General features: G+C 45.4%; 13 protein-coding genes. 3 read left to right on the top strand and 10 right to left on the bottom strand.

Translation table 11 applies throughout. The features are described 5' to 3' along the window. Nucleotides 1–3 precede the first annotated feature (3 nt). From folC to R1T43_RS08320, 7 genes are all read right to left on the bottom strand, one after another. A complete protein-coding gene (gene folC / locus R1T43_RS08350; protein WP_317354875.1) occupies nucleotides 4–1,323 on the bottom strand; it encodes a bifunctional tetrahydrofolate synthase/dihydrofolate synthase in 1,320 nt (439 codons plus the stop codon). Then, nucleotides 1,323–2,168 carry an acetyl-CoA carboxylase, carboxyltransferase subunit beta gene (gene accD / locus R1T43_RS08345; protein WP_057790975.1) on the bottom strand — a complete coding sequence of 282 codons (846 nt, stop codon included), beginning with the start codon at nucleotides 2,166–2,168 and terminating at the stop codon, nucleotides 1,323–1,325. The genes folC and accD overlap by 1 nt, the downstream gene beginning before the upstream one ends. A 242-nt stretch (nucleotides 2,169–2,410) precedes the next feature. Further along, nucleotides 2,411–3,202: a tRNA pseudouridine(38-40) synthase TruA gene (truA, locus tag R1T43_RS08340; RefSeq protein ID WP_317354872.1), complete on the bottom strand. Its 792-nt coding sequence runs from the start codon at nucleotides 3,200–3,202 to the stop codon at nucleotides 2,411–2,413. A 61-nt stretch (nucleotides 3,203–3,263) separates the two neighbouring features. Then, nucleotides 3,264–7,913, bottom strand: coding sequence for a FimV/HubP family polar landmark protein (locus R1T43_RS08335; RefSeq protein WP_317354870.1), 4,650 nt, complete (start codon nucleotides 7,911–7,913; stop codon nucleotides 3,264–3,266). Nucleotides 7,914–8,335: 422 nt separating this feature from the next. Next, nucleotides 8,336–9,352, bottom strand: coding sequence for an aspartate-semialdehyde dehydrogenase (locus R1T43_RS08330; RefSeq protein ID WP_317354867.1), 1,017 nt, complete (start codon nucleotides 9,350–9,352; stop codon nucleotides 8,336–8,338). Between the two features lie 59 nt (nucleotides 9,353–9,411). Continuing rightward, the gene (locus R1T43_RS08325) at nucleotides 9,412–10,614 is read right to left on the bottom strand and encodes a 4-phosphoerythronate dehydrogenase (protein WP_317354864.1); all 1,203 of its coding nucleotides are present in this window, start codon (nucleotides 10,612–10,614) and stop codon (nucleotides 9,412–9,414) included. Nucleotides 10,615–10,695: 81 nt separating this feature from the next. After that, entirely contained in the window at nucleotides 10,696–11,451 is a 756-nt protein-coding gene (locus tag R1T43_RS08320) for a class II aldolase/adducin family protein (RefSeq protein ID WP_317354862.1), read from the bottom strand. A 78-nt stretch (nucleotides 11,452–11,529) separates the two neighbouring features. Between R1T43_RS08320 and R1T43_RS08315 the strand changes: the two genes are divergently transcribed. Next, nucleotides 11,530–12,228 carry a Crp/Fnr family transcriptional regulator gene (locus tag R1T43_RS08315; RefSeq protein ID WP_317354859.1) on the top strand — a complete coding sequence of 233 codons (699 nt, stop codon included), beginning with the start codon at nucleotides 11,530–11,532 and terminating at the stop codon, nucleotides 12,226–12,228. Nucleotides 12,229–12,427: 199 nt separating this feature from the next. On the opposite strand, the gene fabB is transcribed toward R1T43_RS08315, so the two are convergent. Continuing rightward, complete coding sequence (gene fabB / locus R1T43_RS08310) at nucleotides 12,428–13,642, bottom strand: beta-ketoacyl-ACP synthase I (protein ID WP_317354856.1); 1,215 nt, start codon at nucleotides 13,640–13,642, stop codon at nucleotides 12,428–12,430. Nucleotides 13,643–14,105: 463 nt separating this feature from the next. Between fabB and R1T43_RS08305 the strand changes: the two genes are divergently transcribed. After that, entirely contained in the window at nucleotides 14,106–15,125 is a 1,020-nt protein-coding gene (locus tag R1T43_RS08305; protein WP_317354853.1) for a GGDEF domain-containing protein, read from the top strand. A 36-nt stretch (nucleotides 15,126–15,161) separates the two neighbouring features. After that, nucleotides 15,162–17,330 (top strand): FAD-dependent 5-carboxymethylaminomethyl-2-thiouridine(34) oxidoreductase MnmC, encoded by a 2,169-nt coding sequence (gene mnmC, locus R1T43_RS08300; RefSeq protein WP_317354850.1) that lies wholly within the window; start codon nucleotides 15,162–15,164, stop codon nucleotides 17,328–17,330. A 138-nt stretch (nucleotides 17,331–17,468) separates the two neighbouring features. Here mnmC and R1T43_RS08295 read toward each other — a convergent pair whose 3' ends face one another. Both R1T43_RS08295 and R1T43_RS08290 read right to left on the bottom strand, forming a co-directional pair. After that, complete coding sequence (locus R1T43_RS08295; protein WP_317354847.1) at nucleotides 17,469–18,185, bottom strand: FlgO family outer membrane protein; 717 nt, start codon at nucleotides 18,183–18,185, stop codon at nucleotides 17,469–17,471. A gap of 2 nt (nucleotides 18,186–18,187) precedes the next feature. Beyond that, nucleotides 18,188–18,967 carry a FlgO family outer membrane protein gene (locus R1T43_RS08290; RefSeq protein ID WP_317354845.1) on the bottom strand — a complete coding sequence of 260 codons (780 nt, stop codon included), beginning with the start codon at nucleotides 18,965–18,967 and terminating at the stop codon, nucleotides 18,188–18,190. Nucleotides 18,968–18,971 lie beyond the last annotated feature (4 nt).

The raw sequence follows: 18,971 nt of genomic DNA, 5'->3' as shown, positions 1-18,971 counted from the left end.
TTTTTATTGTTGTTCATTTGCGTTGGTATAATCTAACACTTCAGCCACGGTAACAAAGGAACCAAAGACCAAGATAAGTTCGCCTTCATGGTAATCATTTCGTGCTGCTTTATAAGCACTTGTCACATCAAAGAAGGTTTGGGTACGGCTTTTATCAAGCTGAGCATCCAAAAGTGCACCCGCCAGCACGTCTGCATCGCAGCCTCGAGGGCCTGATGTACTTGCTAGGTACCATTGTGCATTCAGCGACGACAAAGGCGCAAGGGTTTCTACAATAGATTTGTCTTTTAACATACCCACTACTACGCGTATTTTACTTGCGGGGTAACGTGTAAGCCATTCCTGCATTGCTTTAGTTGCTTGGGGGTTATGCGCGACATCCACCACTACTAGCGGGTTGTGACTAATTTCTTGTTGACGGCCGGGTAAACGGGTATTGGCAATGATCTGCCTTATCGCCGTTTCATCTGGTAGTAAGTCTAATAACTCTAGTGCTGCAAGTGCCGTAGCTACGTTTTGCAGCGGAATGTGGGGGTATGGTAGTTGGGTAAATTCAGAATGCTTGCCCTTCCATTCCCACGTTCGACTAGTGCAATGCTTAGGGCTACTATCTGCTACAGCATTTTTAACGATGAAAAAGTCTTGTTGTGCCCAACGCCCTTCGACATTTAGTTCAGAAGCTATTTCTCGTAGCGAGTCTGGTGGCAAAAGCTCACCAATAACGGCTTTACCATTTTTTCGCATAATACCGGCTTTTTCGCGAGCGATGGCTTCGCGGGTATCACCTAGCCAGTCTTGATGATCGAGGTCGATGGTAGTAATGATGGCTAAATCTGGGTCGAGAATGTTAGTCGCATCTAGCCTTCCCCCCAGTCCCACTTCCAATACGGCCACATCAACACACCAATCCTGCATCATTTTCATTGCCGCTAAGGTGCCGAACTCAAAATAAGTTAACGTGATATCGCCACGGGCTTTTTCGATAAGCTCGAAAGCGCGGCAAAATTCGCTTTCTTCAGCCAATTCACCGTTTAGCCGCACGCGTTCGCAGTAACTCACAAGATGAGGAGAGCTAAATACCGCGACGGTTTTACCTTGCGCAAGCATAGCTTGCTCTAACAAGCGGCACGTCGTGCCTTTGCCGTTCGTACCGGCAACGGTAATAAGCAGAGCGTCTTTTAAATGGATACCCATGGCATTGGCCACAGATTTAACGCGTTCAAGCCCCATATCAATGGCACTTGGATGGATAGATTCAAGATGAGAAAGCCACTGACTCAACGAGGTTGTTGAGTCAGCATTTTGATTTTTTTGTGTATTCACTAATTCTGATGATGCAGCTTAAGTAACAAGCCGTGTAATTTATCACGCATTTCTCTGCGGTCAACAATCATATCAATCGCGCCCTTCTCAACAAGGAACTCACTACGCTGGAAACCTTGTGGTAACTTTTCGCGTACGGTTTGCTCGATAACACGAGGACCAGCAAAACCAATCAAGGCTTTTGGCTCAGCAACGTTAACGTCACCTAGCATGGCTAAACTAGCAGAAACGCCACCCATCGTTGGGTCGGTTAGTACAGAAATGTAAGGCAAACCTTTTTTGCTCATTTTTGCCAATGCTGCAGATGTTTTCGCCATTTGCATGAGCGACATAAGCGCTTCTTGCATACGTGCACCGCCACTGGCAGAGAAACAAATAAGTGGCGTGTTGTTTTCAAGACAAGCATTGACTGCTGCAACAAAGCGAGCACCTACCACAGAGGCCATTGAACCACCCATAAAGGCAAATTCGAAACTGGCTACTACTACTGGCATACCTTTTAGTTTGCCCTGCATAACAACCAAGGCATCTTTTTCATTGGTTAGCTTTTGCGCAGCGACAATACGGTCTTTATAACGCTTTGAATCTTTGAATTTCAAGATATCTTGTGGTTCGAATTCACCACCAAGTTCTACGCGGTCACCTTCATCAAGAAAGCCGTCTATACGGCGACGGGCCGTAATACGCATATGATGATCGCACTTAGGACAAACTTCTTGAAGTTTTTCCAACTCGCTTTTGTACAACACAGCTTGGCAAGAGCCGCATTTTGTCCAAATCCCCTCAGGTACATTACCTTTTGTGGATGTTTGCGTACGCGGAAGAATTTTTTGAATCCAGCTCATGGAAAAGGAATCCTTTATATTTATTAGCGCACCGACACTGTTTTTTCATTCGTGCTTTGTGTCAGTACTACATGAATATTTCGGTTACTTTATTGTAGCGCAAGAGAAAAATACGCACTACGTTAGTACAACCACCTAATATAGCGCGCTATTAGACCACAATACAGTAAAATGGAAAAAACAAAACTGGTCTAAGAAGTTGAACGGTAACCCATTGCTACCGTTCAGAGGTATTCAGGCTTTTAAGATTCTGGAAGAAAAAGAGGCCCAAGAGGCGATTTTGGTATGCCGAAGTGCTCAGGGTAAGTTACATCAACCAAATACAACCCGTTAGGTTTAGCGGTAGTAGCGGCTTTAGCACGGTCTTTTAAAGTAAGTAGATGGGCCATCCAATCGACAGGTTGCTCCCCTGCCCCAATGCAAAGCAGTGAACCAGTGATATTTCGTACCATATGATGCAAAAATGCATTCGCACGAATATCCAACACCACATAACGACCTTGTCTATGTACACTCACGCTACTCACTGTTCGGTGTGGCGTTTTGCTTTGACACAGTGATGCCCGAAATGTAGTGAAATCGTGCTCACCTACCAGCGCCTGTGCGGCTTCATGCATTTTCTTAGCGTCTAACTCTCGATATTCGTGAGTTACACCATTGTGCAGGATAGCAGGTCGCATACGTGAGTTATAAATAACGTAGCGATAACGACGGTGAGTAGCCGAAAAGCGGGCGTGAAAATCATCAGAGACAGGCCTAGCCCATGTTACGGCTATTGAGTCAGGCATGTTAGCATTAATGCCAAGTGTCCAAGCACGCTCTGGGCGCTCTACATCGCAGTCAAAATGGACTATTTGGCCAGTTGCATGCACACCGGCATCGGTGCGACCAGCACAAAATACTATAATAGGCTTATTTGCGATAACGGTGAGTGCTTTCTCTAGGTATTCTTGCACGCTGGACACGTCTTTTTGACGTTGCCAACCATGTACCGATGCACCATCATACTCGATGCCTAAGGCGATTCGCCCCATGTTTCAAACACCTCTAAATAGAAAAGCCGCTAAGTGTAGTCATACCGCACTCAACATGCAATTAACTGATGGATTTTAAAATACTCTCAGCTTCTTGCTTTTGTTCTTCACTACCTAGATTCATCACATCTTCGAGTAATTCCTTCGCTGCAACAATATCATCCATTTCTAGATAAACACGTGCAAGGTCGAGGTTAGCGTTTTGCCCAGCATCTTTATCAATATCAATCACGTCATCGGCATCATTAACACCGGTGAAATCAGAAAGGCTTACGTCTAAATCAAGTTCTGCACTGTCTGGGTCTATCTCGTTGTCTTCGCCATCATCCATAAGCGCTTCTACATCCAAGAAGTCTTCTGGCGGTGTACGTGACTCGGCTTCAGCATCGAGATCCACATCGTTTAACAACGCACTTAAATCTAAATCTGGGTTATCTAGCTTAAGTTCAGGCTCTGGGCCATCTAACTTAAGCTCTGGGCCATCTTCTAGGTTTAAGCTTTCTGTAGATTCAGTGGTATCAGCTTCAAGGCTTGGTTCATCTGCCTGCTCTGATTCAATGCTTTGCAGTAATTCATCAAACTCTGCACCATCTAAATCGTCAAATATCTCTTCTTGTTCTGATTCTTCAGTACCTGATAACCAGTCATCTAGTCCTGGCACATCTTCTAATTCGTCGAAGTCGCTGGGATCTTTTTCTGTGGCTGACGGCTCTTTATCCGCTGAAGGCTCTTCATTCGCTAAAGGCTCTGGCACCACGCCATCGACTTCATGTTCTAATTCAAACTCGTCAATTTCATCGAAAGCGCTATCAAGAATACTGTCGTCATAGTCGTCGCTTTCTGGCTCTGGCTCTGGCTCTGGCTCTGGCTCTGGCTCTGGCTCTGGCTCTTCAGCATCATCGCTCAACTCACCAAATGTAGGAATATCATCCATCATTTGTTTATCAAACGCCGCTAACGCATCATCAAGCGGGTCGGCTTCGGCTTCGGCTTCGGCTTCGGCTTCGGCTTCGGCAAGAGGCTCATTAGCGTCTGGCTCTATGTCAAAAGTATCTTCTAAATCATCTTCATTAATTTCATCATCAGCGTCGGGCTCGTCTGGCGAAACCTCTTGCCCCGTCTCAATGTCAGAATCAAGCTCAGAAAGTAAATCGTCAGTTAGTAGCTCGTCTTCTTCGTCGCTGTCACTTTCTTCATCGCTCTGGCTTTCTTTATCGCTGTCGATTTCTTCATCATCGCTGTCGATTTCTTCATCGCTGTGGGCACCATCTACACTTTCGGGGTCAGCTGATTCTAAAGCATCTTCTGAGTCGTTCTCTTGAATATCCTCACGGGTATCCTCAAGTGCATCTTCGCTGTCATCGTTATCAAAGTCGAGTTGAGCTTCCGCTGGCGAAGCTTCATCTACTATTTCGTCTTCGTTAAACCCATCTACGTCGTCTTGCGACTCGGCTTCTTCTAGCGAAGCTATATCTTGTATTTCTGCTTCAGGATCATCAATGACTTGATCAGCGGAACCTAAAGACTCGAGCTCTTCAAAAGGCTTATCGTCGTCTAAATCTGTTTCATCAGTTTCTAATTCATCTAAAACTAACTCATCGTCATTTTCGTCTGCTGGACGCGGCTCATCAACAACAAGCTCGGCCTCTGGCTCACTATCGGCGTTAACAGCCGCTAGCAACTCATCGGCTAATGCATCGTGAGTTTCGTCTTCAACGTCACTCTCAGGCTGCGCACTGTCATCACTGGTAATGGCTTCTTGTTCTTGGTCTAGCTCTAGGCCTGCTGCCTCTGCTGGCTCATCTATTGTTGACTCAGCATCTTCTATCGCTTCTTCTTCGATAGGCGTATCGATATCATCTAGCCCGTCGACTTCATCTTCACCGTCAAGCGCAATTTCTTCTGCGGTATCTTCCAGCGCTTCGTCTAGTTCATCTAGCTTTGATTCTTCAGGCTCTGTTGACTGAGCAGTGTCTTCAGGTACGTCCTCAGCAAGCGCGTCATTAACGGGCTCTTGTTCAACGGGCTCCTCTTCAACCGGCGACTCTTCAACATGCTGTTCTTCTGCGAGCTCGTCATCGTCAGCAGGCGCTTCGTCAACAAGGTCTTGGTCAGACTCATCAAAATCATCAACTTCTTGCGGCTCGATTTCATTGTCTAACGGCGCATCAGGCTGAGTTTGTTCAAAATCACTGTCGATGCCACTGTCGATATCAGCTTCAAGTTCAGCAAGAAGCTCATCTGCAAGGGCATCGCCGGAATCTGCGTCTTCATCTGATTCAATATCTGCTTCTAACTCAGCGAGTAAATCATCAGTAAGAGGATCATCAAAGTCACCATCAACTTCTGGAGCTTCAGTAGCAGTGGTTTCTTCAGGCTCATCTTGAGGCGCTTCGTCTGGCTGGTTTTCAGCTTCTAGTTCAGCTAATAAGTCGTCAGTAAGGGGGTCATCAAAGTCGCCATTTTCGTCGAAGGCAGGCGTAGCTTCATCTGCTGCTTCGGGCGCTAATGCATCATCTTCGGAATCAATACCCGCTTCTAGTTCTGCGAGCAAATCGTCCGTTAACGGATCATCAAAATCAGTTTCTGCTAATTCAGGTTCCGCTTCTGGTTCAACACCTTCATCATCCGATTCAATGTCAGCTTCAAGCTCGGCGAGTAAGTCATCTGTGAATGGGTCAGAAAAATCATCATCTGCAGATTCATCTTCCTCAGGAGCACTCTCTTCTTCAAGAGTATTTTCATCAAAGCCCAACTCTTCTTCACTTTCTGCCTGCAATTCGGAAATTAAATCATCAGACAGGGGATCAGAGAAATCATTTGCATTCTCCATGTCTTCAACATCAATTTCATCTAGGTCGTCAGTAATATTGTCTAGGCTCTGAATGGCTTGTGGCGAAGGTGCTGAGCTAACGGACTCTATTGCATCTTCTTCGCTTTCGCCGTCTTCAGCGCTTTCATCCCCGGCTTCGTCTAAGCCACCCATCATTTCTATTTGCTCAATCTCGTTGAGCAAATCATCAGTAATACGATCGAGTTCTTGGTTCTGCTGATTAATTTCATCATCAAGCTTATCAATCATATCTTCATTGATAAGCTCATCTTTACTGTCTAGCTCATCTAACAGTGTTGGCTCTGGCGCATTTTGTTCAAGTAAATCATCAATACTGATTTCAGGTGTTTCGTCTTCGTCATCAACACTGGGTAAGGTGGCAGTATCTTCTTCGCTTTCATTCGATGCAGACTGTGCGGCTTCAAAAATGTCGTCTACTGAATCACTCGTGGCGGCTTCTGCCATTGCGCCATCTAAAATATCATCAATATCAAAGTCGTCATCTAAGGCGTCGGGTTCAGACGCATCTGGCGCTTCTTCAATATCGGTTTCGTCTTGCGCTTCGTCTAACTCTTCACCAAGGTCTGAGTCTAAAGAATCGTCAAAGCCAGCTAGGTCATCATCGTCATCACCAGATAAATCAAACCCTTCTAAACTGTTGTTTTCGTCTTCACTCAGCTTATCGGACAAATCATCATCATCGAACAAACTATCTAGCTCGTTCTGATCAAGCTCTTCGCTGCCCGACTCAAATAAATCATCGGTATCGTCTTCTGGCACCAACATGTCATCATCAAGGTCGCCGAAGGTTTCTAAATCATCATCAAGACTTTCTTCTAGTTCAGAGGTAAGCACATCATCAAGCAAGTCGTCGTCGTTGAAAAGATCGTCATCCGTCAGCTCCATGCTATCGCCAAGATCTGGCTCCAGTGCACTGGCCAAGTCAGCCATGTCAGTATCTGGTACTGGCACATCATCAGAGATTTCTGGAACTTCAGGTGCTTCCGCAGCTTCAGCTGGCTTACGTTTCAACAACCAAGCAATTAGCCCGCCTACCAATAATAAGGTAAGAATGCCGGAACCTATAATCAGAAGCATCGGGCTAGAAAGCGAACTCCACATCGATTTTTGTTTTTCTGCTTCTCGCTGCATTTGCTCGGCTTTCATCATATCGAGCAGCTCTTGCTGTAGCGCCACTTGCGTATCTATTTGTGATTTAACATCGCCTTCAACCTGATTACGAAGCTCTTGAAGTTCACCGTTGACCTCGTCTACTCGTTCATACAGTTTGCGATTTTCATTTAACAAGGCTTCCACGTTTTCTAAAGACGCAGCAAATTGCATCCGAAGTTCATCAAACTGACGGGTTTGCTCTTGATCTAAACGCGTTATTTTCTGTTCTATATTGGATTGGGTTTGGCTTAAATCGTTTTGATTCACCAAAGGCGCAGGCGGCTTGATGTTTCGTACGCTGCTACCGGGTTTATTTAGCAACTCAGCGAAGGTTCGCTCGTCACTTTCTGCTCGAATTTGTGCTTGTCTAGCATCGATACGAGAAATATACCGTTCTGAAGGCAACTTCAGCATTGAACCATCAACTAATAAATTTAAGTTCTGCTGTTCAAATGCATTGGGGTTAAGTTCGTAAATAGCTGACATAACCTGATAAACCGACAGGTTATTATTTTGACGATAACGCTCAGCTATACGCCAAAGGGTATCTTGAGAATCAATGGGGCCGTATTCTAATCCAGAATACTGGCTGGTCGCGTTCTTGGGCCCTTTCAGCAGGGTAGCGCGTTCCTGTGCATCGACATTATTGTGGGGGGCTAGTAAACATAAAGTAAGTAAAACTAAGCCCGTCAAATGCAATTTCATAGCAATCCTATATGCCCTCAAGCGTCAACACCACCAAGTGTCATGGTGGAGATTCGTAGCTAAACCTCTTTTCATTGGCGCTTAAATGCGGCAAACGGGTTCAGCTTTTTATTCTTATCATTTGATAGCGCCTGCGCACGAATGAAAATGCCCTATCAATACAGATTTTCTACATTGCTTACCGCTATTTTTTTACCTTTCTTGATGTATCGACAACATCACTTAGGCCAACGGTATTTTTAATCTGGTTTAGGAAACTATAAACCAGTTATTAATGGCAATCTAGTTAGCCCTTCTGTTTTCGGTATCTATTTGTTGAATATCGATATAACTGCTTATCGGCCGAATAAGCAAAATGTTTACTTACTCGGCGAAATCAATGTTATATGCCCTACTTTGAGCTTTGCCTATTTATCCTATTATTACAGGTAATCGCGAATTAGGGTTTCAGCAATTTGAATACTGTTGGTTGCCGCACCTTTACGGATATTGTCTGACACCACCCATAGGTTAAGACCACAAGGGTGAGTTATATCATTTCTAATACGCCCAACGTGAACGGTATCATTGCCGCTTGCACTGCTTACTTGTGTAGGAAACTGATCAGCAGCATCATAAACTTTAATGCCTGGCGCATCAGCGAGTAGCTGCTTAACTTGCTCAGCATCTATTGGTGCGCGAGTTTCTAAGTGAATAGCTTCACCGTGTCCATAAAATACCGGTACTCTTACTGCAGTGGCATTGACCAAGATGCTGTCATCGCCCATTATCTTTTGTGTTTCCCACACCATTTTCATTTCTTCTTTGGTGTAGTCATTGTCTTGAAACGCATCAATTTGAGGAATAACGTTAAAGGCGATTTGACGGCTAAACGCTTTTGTTTCAAGTTCTCGCGCATTTAGCAGGCTAGCAGTTTGCTTCACCAGCTCTTCCATGGCTTCTTTTCCTGCCCCCGATACCGACTGATACGTACTCACGTTAATACGGTCAATACCTACAGCATCATGTATTGGCTTCAACGCCACCATCATTTGAATGGTTGAACAATTTGGATTGGCGATAATGTTTCTGTTACGAAAGTCAGCCAGTACGTGCGCATTAACTTCTGGCACTACAAGCGGAATGTCTGGCTCGTATCTAAATTCAGATGTGTTATCAATAACAATACAGCCTGCATCAGCTGCACGTGGCGCGAATTCAGCAGAAATGCTGCCGCCTGCTGAGAAGAAGCCAAACTGTACCAACGACCAATCGAAAGTATCTGCATCCAACACTTCTACATCTTCGCCCTTGAAGCTAATACTGGTTCCCGCTGAACGTTTGCTGGCTAGTGGATATAAACGATTTACTGGAAAGCCACGCTCTGCCAGTAGTTCTATGATGGTTTGCCCAACTAGACCGGTCGCGCCTAATACGGCAACGTCAAAGGCTTGTGACATAAGTGTTGTTTCTCCTATTAATGGTATAGCTTAAAATTAGAAGGCGTTAGGCTGGCAAACTAGGCTTGCACCAAAAAGCCTAACCCTTTCAATTGCTGTTTAATTTCATCTGAGGTGTTACTGGGTAATATTAGCGTATACGCACTGCATTCCCGTCGCACCCGATAGTTTTTGCGCATAGTAGCAAAGGTGTGGCTAATGCTGGCAGTAATTTCTTCGCTATCTGCACTTTCATTTTGCTGTTTTTCCAGCGCTTCCCTTAACCTTTCCCGAAAGGCGGTATCGTCATCACGCAAGTTATAAACCTGTAGCATTAACCCTATTAAATCTTGTTTCGATAAAACGGAAGCTGACGCAGACGAAAATTCTACTTCGATGGGTTCAACAGCGGATAAATACTCGCCAAGGGTTTTAGTGCTTGGTTCTTCCAGCAAATTGCATATTTGTTCGTAAACATACTGGGTACCGCGCACTTTTCCCTCTACTGAATGCCCAGCAATATGAGGAGTCATTAACCAACAATACTGCACTAGTTCGGGGTTGATGGCCGGCTCATTTTCAAATACATCTAACACTACTGTGGGCGCGTTTGGTTGTTTAAGCCTATTTAACAAAGCCTGTTCATCAATCACTTCACCGCGGCACGCATTGATAAGCAACTGATTGCTAACAAGCCGTCCTAGCACATCAGCATTAATCAACTTACCTGTGGTGTGGCTGCCTGATTTCACATAAGGCACATGAAGCGTGATTACATCACAACCGATAATGTCTTGAAAATCAACGAAAGTTCGTGGGTCATCCGCTGCACTTAATGGGGGATCGCACAACTTGTATTCAATGTTCAATGCGGCTAATCGTTTAGCCAAGGCTGTACCTACATGCCCTGCCCCCACAATACCCACGGTAATAGCATTAATGTCTATTTTACCCGCACGGTCGGCCAAAAATAATGCGCTTAGCACATATTCGGCCACGGCGACGGCGTTACAGCCACCGGCTGAATTCCAGCTAATTCCCTGACTATCAAGCCAGGCTTTATCCATGTGATTAGTGCCAGAGGTGGCGGTGGTAACGAATTGAAGTTGCGAAGCTTGGCTCAGCAACACTTCATTGACTTTGGTGGTAGAACGCACAGCCAAGATATCCACGTTTTTGATATCTTCCGGAGTAAGGGTTTGCCATGCATAACGACTTACGTCACCTAAGCCACTGAAGTATTCGTGGCCTAAAGGAATAGTGTCTTCAAAGAGTATTTTCATGATGCTAAGTTTACCTCAATCCTACGGATTAGTAACCTTGAGCACCATGAATCAACACTGTTTTTTAGTCTAATTTAGCGCTTATTCGTCGAAACCAGGGAATCGACGTGCAACCCGCCGTTTAATACCTGGCCAAGCTAGGCTGCCACCCGCTTGCTTGGTTACCTCTGACGCTTGAGCGCGGATCCCTTGCAAAATAGCAGAATGGATTGGAATTAACTTCTGACCTGTAGCTTGTGCTTTTAACTGAATTTCGCAGGCTCGCTGAAAAATGAACATAAATAAAAACGCATCGGCAATGTTGTCGGCACAGGTAAGCAGGCCGTGATTTCGTAAAATCATAAATTGCGTATCACCTAAATCACGTACTAGGCGCGCTTTCTCATCAGGGTTCAAGGCTACGCCTTCATAGGCGTGGTACGACAACGAGGCTAACGGGAACAAAGACTGCTGTGAGTAGGCTTGTAGTCCTTCCTCTAGTACTGAAAGTGCTACCCCTTCGGTGGTATGCAAATGCATAACGCACTTCGCATCGTCTCTAGCTTCGTGTACCGCACTGTGAATAGTAAAGCCCGCAGGGTTGATGTCGTACTCACGTTCCATCACCTTATTGCCGTGTAAGTCTACCTTTACCAAACTTGACGCTGTAACTTCATCAAACATCATACCGTAAGGGTTTATTAAAAAGTGATGCTCAGGCCCTGGTACCCTTGCAGATATATGAGTAAAAATTAAATCGTCCCAACCGTACATGGCCACAGCGCGATAACACGCCGCTAAATCTACACGGGTTTGCCATTCTTGCTCACTCACCTGAGTTTTTACTTCTGAACTCATCTTTCGTCTCCACCATTTTTTTCTACCTTACGCCTAAATTACAGGCTAAACTGTCGGATAAACGACACTGTAATAAAAATGTTAACTCAAGAATACTCAACCGTTTTAACCAGCTCGATGTGGTTTTCTTCACTCCCTGAAAACTTGCAATGCGCCTTGCTCGATAAGGTACGTGTTCGTCATTTAAAAGCAGGTCAACAACTGCATGCTAAAGGCGAGGAAGGCATTGGTTTTTACGGTGTATGTGAAGGCCGCTTGCGTGTAATGAATATTGGCGCCAATGGCAAGGAAATGCTGTTTGCCTTGCTAGGGCCGGGCACCTGGTTTGGTGAAATCTCTCTGTTTGACGATTTACCTCGTACCCACAATAGTGTGTGCGAAATAGATACCGTTATTGCGGTTATCCCCAAAAATGCCTTTAACGCAGTGTTAAAGGCACACCCTGAGCTTTACCCTCACTTTGCCCGCCTGCTTTGTTCTCGAGTAAGAAGCGCGTTTCAATTTATCGATTCCAGCGCGGGGCTAAATTTACAACACCAGTTAATTAAGCGCCTACTGATGCTAACCACCAGTTATGGCCAGCATTTACCCCAAGACAGCGCCATTACCTTAACTTTATCGCAAGAGTCTTTAGCGCAGATGATAAACAGTAGCCGACAGACGGTGAATCAGCTCCTAGGCGAATTACAAAGCCAAGGGTTACTGCATTTACATTATGGGAAAATAACGATTAGTCGCCCAAACGCTTTGTTCGCATTGCTTGTTGATGAAGATTGATAAAAAAGCAGTGGTAGGTAAAAACTGACAGAAAAACACCAGAGGTGGACGTGCAGCTAAAAAATAAAAGTCAGGATACGAATACTTAAGGGTTATGGGGTTAGTAATATTGAGTGAAAAACGATGACTCGATGGGGAATATCAAGCCCCCCACCAAGCCTATCAGCAAGTCTGATACAGACTTGCTTACCGCTATTGCTTAGCCTTGGTAACGCTGCATCACTAACGTTGCGTTAGTGCCGCCAAAACCAAAGCTATTAGACATAACCGTGTTCAACGTTGCTTCACGTGCTTGTGTAACAATGTCGAGACCAGCTGCTGCATCGTCTAGGGTATCGATGTTAATTGATGGCGCAATAAAATTGTTTTCCATCATCAACAAGCTATAAATAGCTTCGTTAACCCCAGCTGCACCTAATGCATGACCCGTTAGTGATTTTGTTGCACTAATTGGCACGCCAGATTGACCGAACACTTCCTGAATAGCCGCCAGTTCTTTCACATCACCTACTGGTGTTGACGTACCGTGGGTGTTCAAGTAATCGATGGGTGCAGACACATTTTGCATGGCCATTTTCATACAACGGATTGCGCCTTCACCTGATGGTGCCACCATGTCGAAGCCATCAGAAGTTGCGCCGTAGCCAACCACTTCACCGTAAATTTTTGCGCCACGGGCTAATGCATGCTCAAGCTCTTCAACCACAACCATACCGCCACCGCCAGAGCTAACAAAGCCATCGCGGGCTGCATCGTAAGTACGTGATGCTACTGAAGGGTTGTCGTTATATTTAGAACTCAGTGCGCCCATGGCGTCGAACTGACTTGACAGTGCCCAGTGTAATTCTTCACCGCCACCTGCAAATACAACGTCTTGCTTACCCAGTTGAATAAGCTCCATGGCATTACCAATACAATGTGCACTGGTGGCACAAGCTGATGCGATTGAGTAGTTTACGCCACGAATTTTAAACGGTGTAGCAAGACACGCTGAAACCGTAGACGCCATACAACGAGGTACCATGTAAGGCCCAACACGTTTCACGCCTTTTTCACGCAGAATATCTGCAGAAAGCACTTGGTTTTCAGAAGACGCGCCGCCTGAGCCAGCAATAATACCCGTGCGATCGTTAGAAATATCGCTATCTTCAAGGCCTGAATCTTCAATCGCTTGTTGCATAGCAACATAAGCATAGGCCGCCGCATCACCCATAAACCGCATAGCTTTGCGGTCGATGTGCTCTTTAAGGTCGATATCGATATTACCCCACACTTGGCTTCTTAAGCCCATCTCAGCGAACTGCTCAGAGTGTGTAATACCTGACTTACCTGCTTTTAATGAAGCAAGTACATCTTGTTTATTGACGCCGATGCTTGAAACAATTCCAAGACCGGTGATAACTGCTCTTCTCATAGTTTACCCTTTGCGTTGATGCGGCTATGGTAACGATTTTGATTGGTAAAGTGGTCTGCTTTGCAGCTAAAGACCCAGCACTTCACTTTTTCTAACCGCATCCTGATGCATTTGCTTTAATTATTTTTGCGCCACGTGAATTGCTGCGTCCAATGTATCATGAAAGGTATATTTAAATACTAGAAGAAAATAGCAAGTTCACAAAATCTTCACTAAATTCTCAAAACAATTCTCTAGGTTTATCAGCAAGGCAAATGCGTTGATGATTATTGATATCCTTATTTAATTTTATCAAACTGGTCACATTTCTTATCCATTCGTCTATCTTTAACAATTAAGATAAACACCTTGAGTCAATTCAGATAACATTGTGTAGTGTCACTATTCACTGGTGCGTTTTAATACGCGCGGTTCTTATAAGATAAAAATCTTCAGTCAAATTTGTGCGGGAATACACATCACCATGGCTACTTCTAACTTGTGGGGCAACGAACTCGAGTTTCGTCGTACGGTATTAAGAGTTGTTCTACTTGTTATCATTGTTGCAGGGGGCATTTTTACTATCAATAATTGGATAGTAGGCCACAGAGTATTAGCTTTTGTTGAGTTGTTGGTTGTATTTCTTTCGCTGGCTATTCTAGCAGTTCACAAAAAGACACCGAACTTAACGTTATGGTCTTCCCTCTTTCTATTCGCTCTATACACCGTCATTCTTATCGGCATTCTAACGGCTTCATTTACCTCGGCGCTGTACAGCTGGCTATTCATTGTTCCAGTACTATCCTATTTGCTGTTGGGCACTAGATTAGGCACCATATACTCTGTTTTATATGTATTTTCAGGCTGCGCTATTCTGACATACCGACATATCGTGCAAAACACTGGCACGCCCGTTATCGCCATTGTAAATATTGCGCTAACCCTGACGGCTATTTGGGCGTTGTCCTATACCTATGAGCAAAAGCGAGTGCAAACCGTGAAGCGATTGCAAGAAATGGCATCGTTAGATCCGCTCACCGGGCTGAACAACCGCTTGCTACTAGGCTCAATTTTCGACATGCTCTGCGAAACCTTGCCTGAAAAACAAAAGTCTGTCTCTATGGTATTAGTCGATCTTGATCAGTTTAAGAAGGTAAACGACAAATATGGCCATGGCGTGGGTGATGCAGTACTCGTTGACGTATCACGAATTATCAATAGTATGCGCAGACGAAACGATTGGGCTTTTAGATTCGGCGGCGAAGAATTCTGCTTACTCATACCCGACGTTACGCCTGCTCAGGCACATAGCATTGCAGAGCGCTTACGGCATTCAGTTGAACACACGTTAAACGCAGAAGGCTTTGACGCTGCCATGACCGTAAGTATCGGCGTGGCTCACTGGCCTGAAAATGGTGGCGGGTTGTCTCAAATATACAAGGTCGCCGACGAGCGGCTTTATAAAGCCAAAGAACAAGGTCGCAATCAGATAGTCTCTGAATAGTCAGTTATCAACCGCATAAAGAGTTAAATTACACCGGTGAAATCTCAACAAGCAAGCGTGCATTTCAATGAAAACGGCACGCCTGTCGCCGACCATTTTGGCGACGTATACTTTTCCAATGACAGTGGTATTAACGAAACCCAGTATGTATTTATGGGTGGAAATAACATTGTTGAACGCTGGCAAACACACAGCGCCCCTAGCTTTGTTATTGCGGAAACCGGCTTTGGTACTGGGCTCAATTTTTTGGTTGCCATGCAAGCATTTAAAAGCTTTAGAAACGCCAACCCTAGCCACCCGCTTAAGCAGTTGTTCTTTTTAAGTACAGAAAAGTTTCCCCTTCCCAAGCCCGATATGTTGAAGGCGTTACTGGCGTTCCCGGCTTTAAAAGAAGAAGCTACCGCACTAAGCACGCGATACCCCATGGAACTAGATGGCTGCCATAGGCGTCATTTCGATGAATTTGCTACCACGTTAGATCTGTGGATTGGGGATGTACACGATTTATTACCCCAATGGCATAGCCCAATAGCTGGGCTAGTTGACGCGTGGTTCTTAGACGGCTTTGCACCTAGCAAAAACCCCGACATGTGGGCCGACACTTTATTTGAACAAATGGCGCGGTTGTCGAAAGTTGGCGCTACCTTTGCCACCTTTACCGCAGCTGGATTTGTAAAACGCGGGTTGGCTGCCGCTGGATTTACCGTATCAAAGCGTAAAGGCTTTGGTAGAAAACGAGATATGTTGGTGGGTGTTTATGAAACAGAAGCCGCCTCTACCTTAGCCGAAAAGCGCGCCTTTGAAGGTCCCTATTATCGTTTCAACCAAGCTGCTATTACACCCAAAAGCCACGTTGTTGTAGTGGGCAGCGGTCTTGCGGCAGCAACAGTGACACTTGCTTTAGCCAAGCGTGGTATCAAGGTGACGATATGTCATGACCGCGACACATTAGCCACAGGCGCGTCGGGCAACCCACAAGGGGGCTTCTTCCCTCAGCTACATTCCGAAGCCAGTATTGCCAGTCGTATTCAAGCCCACAGCTTTTTGTATGCTTCGCATATTTACCATACCTTGCTTGATGAAAAAGATACCTCAACAAATACTGCAATAGAAAAAACGTCTGTGGCACACGACTTTTGTGGTGTTGCACAACTTAACTTTAATGAGAAAGTTGCAGTTAGACAGAAAAAGTTGGTGTCAAATGGTGTTTGGCCAGAAGCGTTAATCAAGCCAATAAGCCCTGAGGCACTATCGGAAAAAGCGAGCATCGACTTACCCTACGATGGGCTATTTATAGAGCAAGGGGGCTGGTTGTCGCCACCTGACCTGGTGCAGGCGCTGATAGAGCAAGCAAAACAGCACGCTGATGTCACTGTGCTTTGTCACCATGAGTACCGTTCTCACAGTGTATTAAACGAAAATGACAAAGCATCTTTACCAGATGAATGTTCTCAAGCACACCACCTTGCGGTGACGTTTAATATAACGGCCAGCACACAGGCATCGACAAGCAGCTCAGAAGCATCGACAAGCAGTACAGAAGCATCGTTAGATAATAAGACTTTGTATGCTGATCATCTTATTTTAGCTACGGGAGCTGGTGCCGTGGGCAGTAATGCGTTTGCTGCATTGCCGCTGCGCCCAGTGCGCGGGCAAGTAGAAGCCATTGCCACTCAAGCGCCCATAAACGCGCTAACAACTGTGATATGCCATAAAGGCTATATGACCCCAGCACTCAACAACCGCCACGCGCTTGGTTCAACGTATATTAAGAACGATCTGACCACAGAGGTTCGCACTCAAGAGAGCGAACAAAACTTGCAAACCCACCAGCAAGCTATGGCGAACACGGATGTTGTACAACAACTTGAGCATGACGGCGAAGCAAGGGCGGCTACGCGGTTAGGTTCACCAGATCATCAACCTGTATCTGGCATGCTTACGGATTTTTCGGCACTTAAAACTCAATATGTTGGCTTGTCGTTAGGCAAACCGCTTTATACCGCTGACCCCTTGCCAGCAACTCCAGTAAGTACTTTGTGTTGTTTAGGTTCACGCGGCCTCACTACGGCGCCGCTAATGGCAGAATTATTAGCAAGTACGTTAACCCATGAGCCTTTGCCATTAAATAGCGATTTGTGTCAGGCGGTGCATCCTGCACGATTTATGGTGAGAGACTGTATTCGAAGTATCTTTGATGAATAGCGATGGCCTTTATCGCTATTTTTAAGCTGCAATAAAAAAAGCGCAGTGCTGAACGCCCATTTAAGGGCACTTCACACTGCGCTTTCTTGTTTAATTAAATTATCACCGGCCGTTAAACACCCACCGATGGGTATCGCGTTATTCTACTGGCACGTGAGCCGTTAAGCCTTTATTTAAATCGGTAACGATAAACGCAGGAATGTAAATATTCGCGCTGGCTACAACTTGCTTGTTTTGCATTGAAACAATACGGGCATTAATACGAACGCCCCTGTCATCTTCAATAATGGTGCCTGTCACTACATGATCCATCGACACTTGTTTGGCCAATGAATTCGCTTTGCGGCTTAATACAAAGTCGCCATAAGGGGTTACTGTCACGCCGCCAGCCATTTTAAAGTCTACAACAGCTAACCCAAAATCTTGAAGCTCGGCAATAAGGTATTCAGAAAGTTGATTGCCCAACACCGTGCTATCGCCTAAAGATTCATTTAAGCGCACAAAACTGGTTACCCCCACCGTGTCTTGCTGGGTAAGGCGGGTTGCGTTATCCATTAACTCCATCGCTAATTGCGATGCATAGTCATTTAAGCGTTTGTGGGTTTGAGAAGGAGAGAAGCCTTGGTGTAGTGGGTCTCTGTAGCCTGGGTCTACGGCAACATGCTGCTGATATTCACGGTCGCGAGAGTCGGGGCTGTACACTAGCCCTGAGCCTCTTGGCACAGGAACGGGCTCAGCGGAGTGAGAGATTTCACCGTCATCGCTTAGCCAAAAAGAGCCGATTGATTCAGTACTGGTACACGCGGTGAGGTTAACGGTTAACCCCATTGCCAGCAAAACAATAAGCCTTTTCATGATTAACCTCTACTTAATTTAACGCCATCGCGCATGCCATTTTTTTGGCTGCCGTCGCTAGGAATTAACGCTTCCACCACATAAAATGGCACCAACATTTGTGCACTCGCCACTACCGCGCGAGACTCTATACCTAATATTCTGGCGTTAACCAACACGCCGCCTTGGTGTTTAGCCATGGTGCCGGTAAGTACGTAATCTATTGGTAAGCTGCTGCTTAATTCTAAATAATCTCGGCTAAGAACGAAGTCGCCACCATCGGTAATACGAATATAATCTGTGGCTTTGAAATCGATAACGGGTACACGAAATTTATGCAGCTCGTGAACAAATGATTCTGCCATTTGCTTACCCAGTAAATCAGTTTCTTGAAGATTGGTATCAATTAGCGCGAAATGCGTTACACCAATAGGCGTTTTTTCATTCACATATTCCATGTTCGCGATAAGGTCTTGGGTCATGTTTTTAACGTAATCACCAATATGCTTGGTGAGCGGCCGGCCTTTGTAAGCCCCTTGAACACTTGAATAAAGCGTGGGTTGGCCGATGGCGCCAAACGCATCCATACTCCCTTGCTCGCTTGACTGTTCGTCATCGTCTTCTTTTTGCGGCGAAGGGCGGTCTATCGCCATAATATCTACTACGTTCATGGCCGGTCGAGACGTTTCTTCAACTGCCACTTCTTCTTCGCCTAACATCATAGAGCAACCGCTCAGGGCTAGCGTTGATGTTGCTAGGATACATGCCGTGCATTTAGCCGTGCGTTTAAATAGTGCGTTCATCCCG

Source organism: Alteromonas sp. CI.11.F.A3, assembly GCF_032925565.1.
Classification (GTDB): Bacteria; Pseudomonadota; Gammaproteobacteria; order Enterobacterales; family Alteromonadaceae; genus Alteromonas.
The sequence above is the reverse complement of the archived record's forward strand: the minus strand, read 5'-3'. Positions and strand labels throughout refer to the sequence as shown.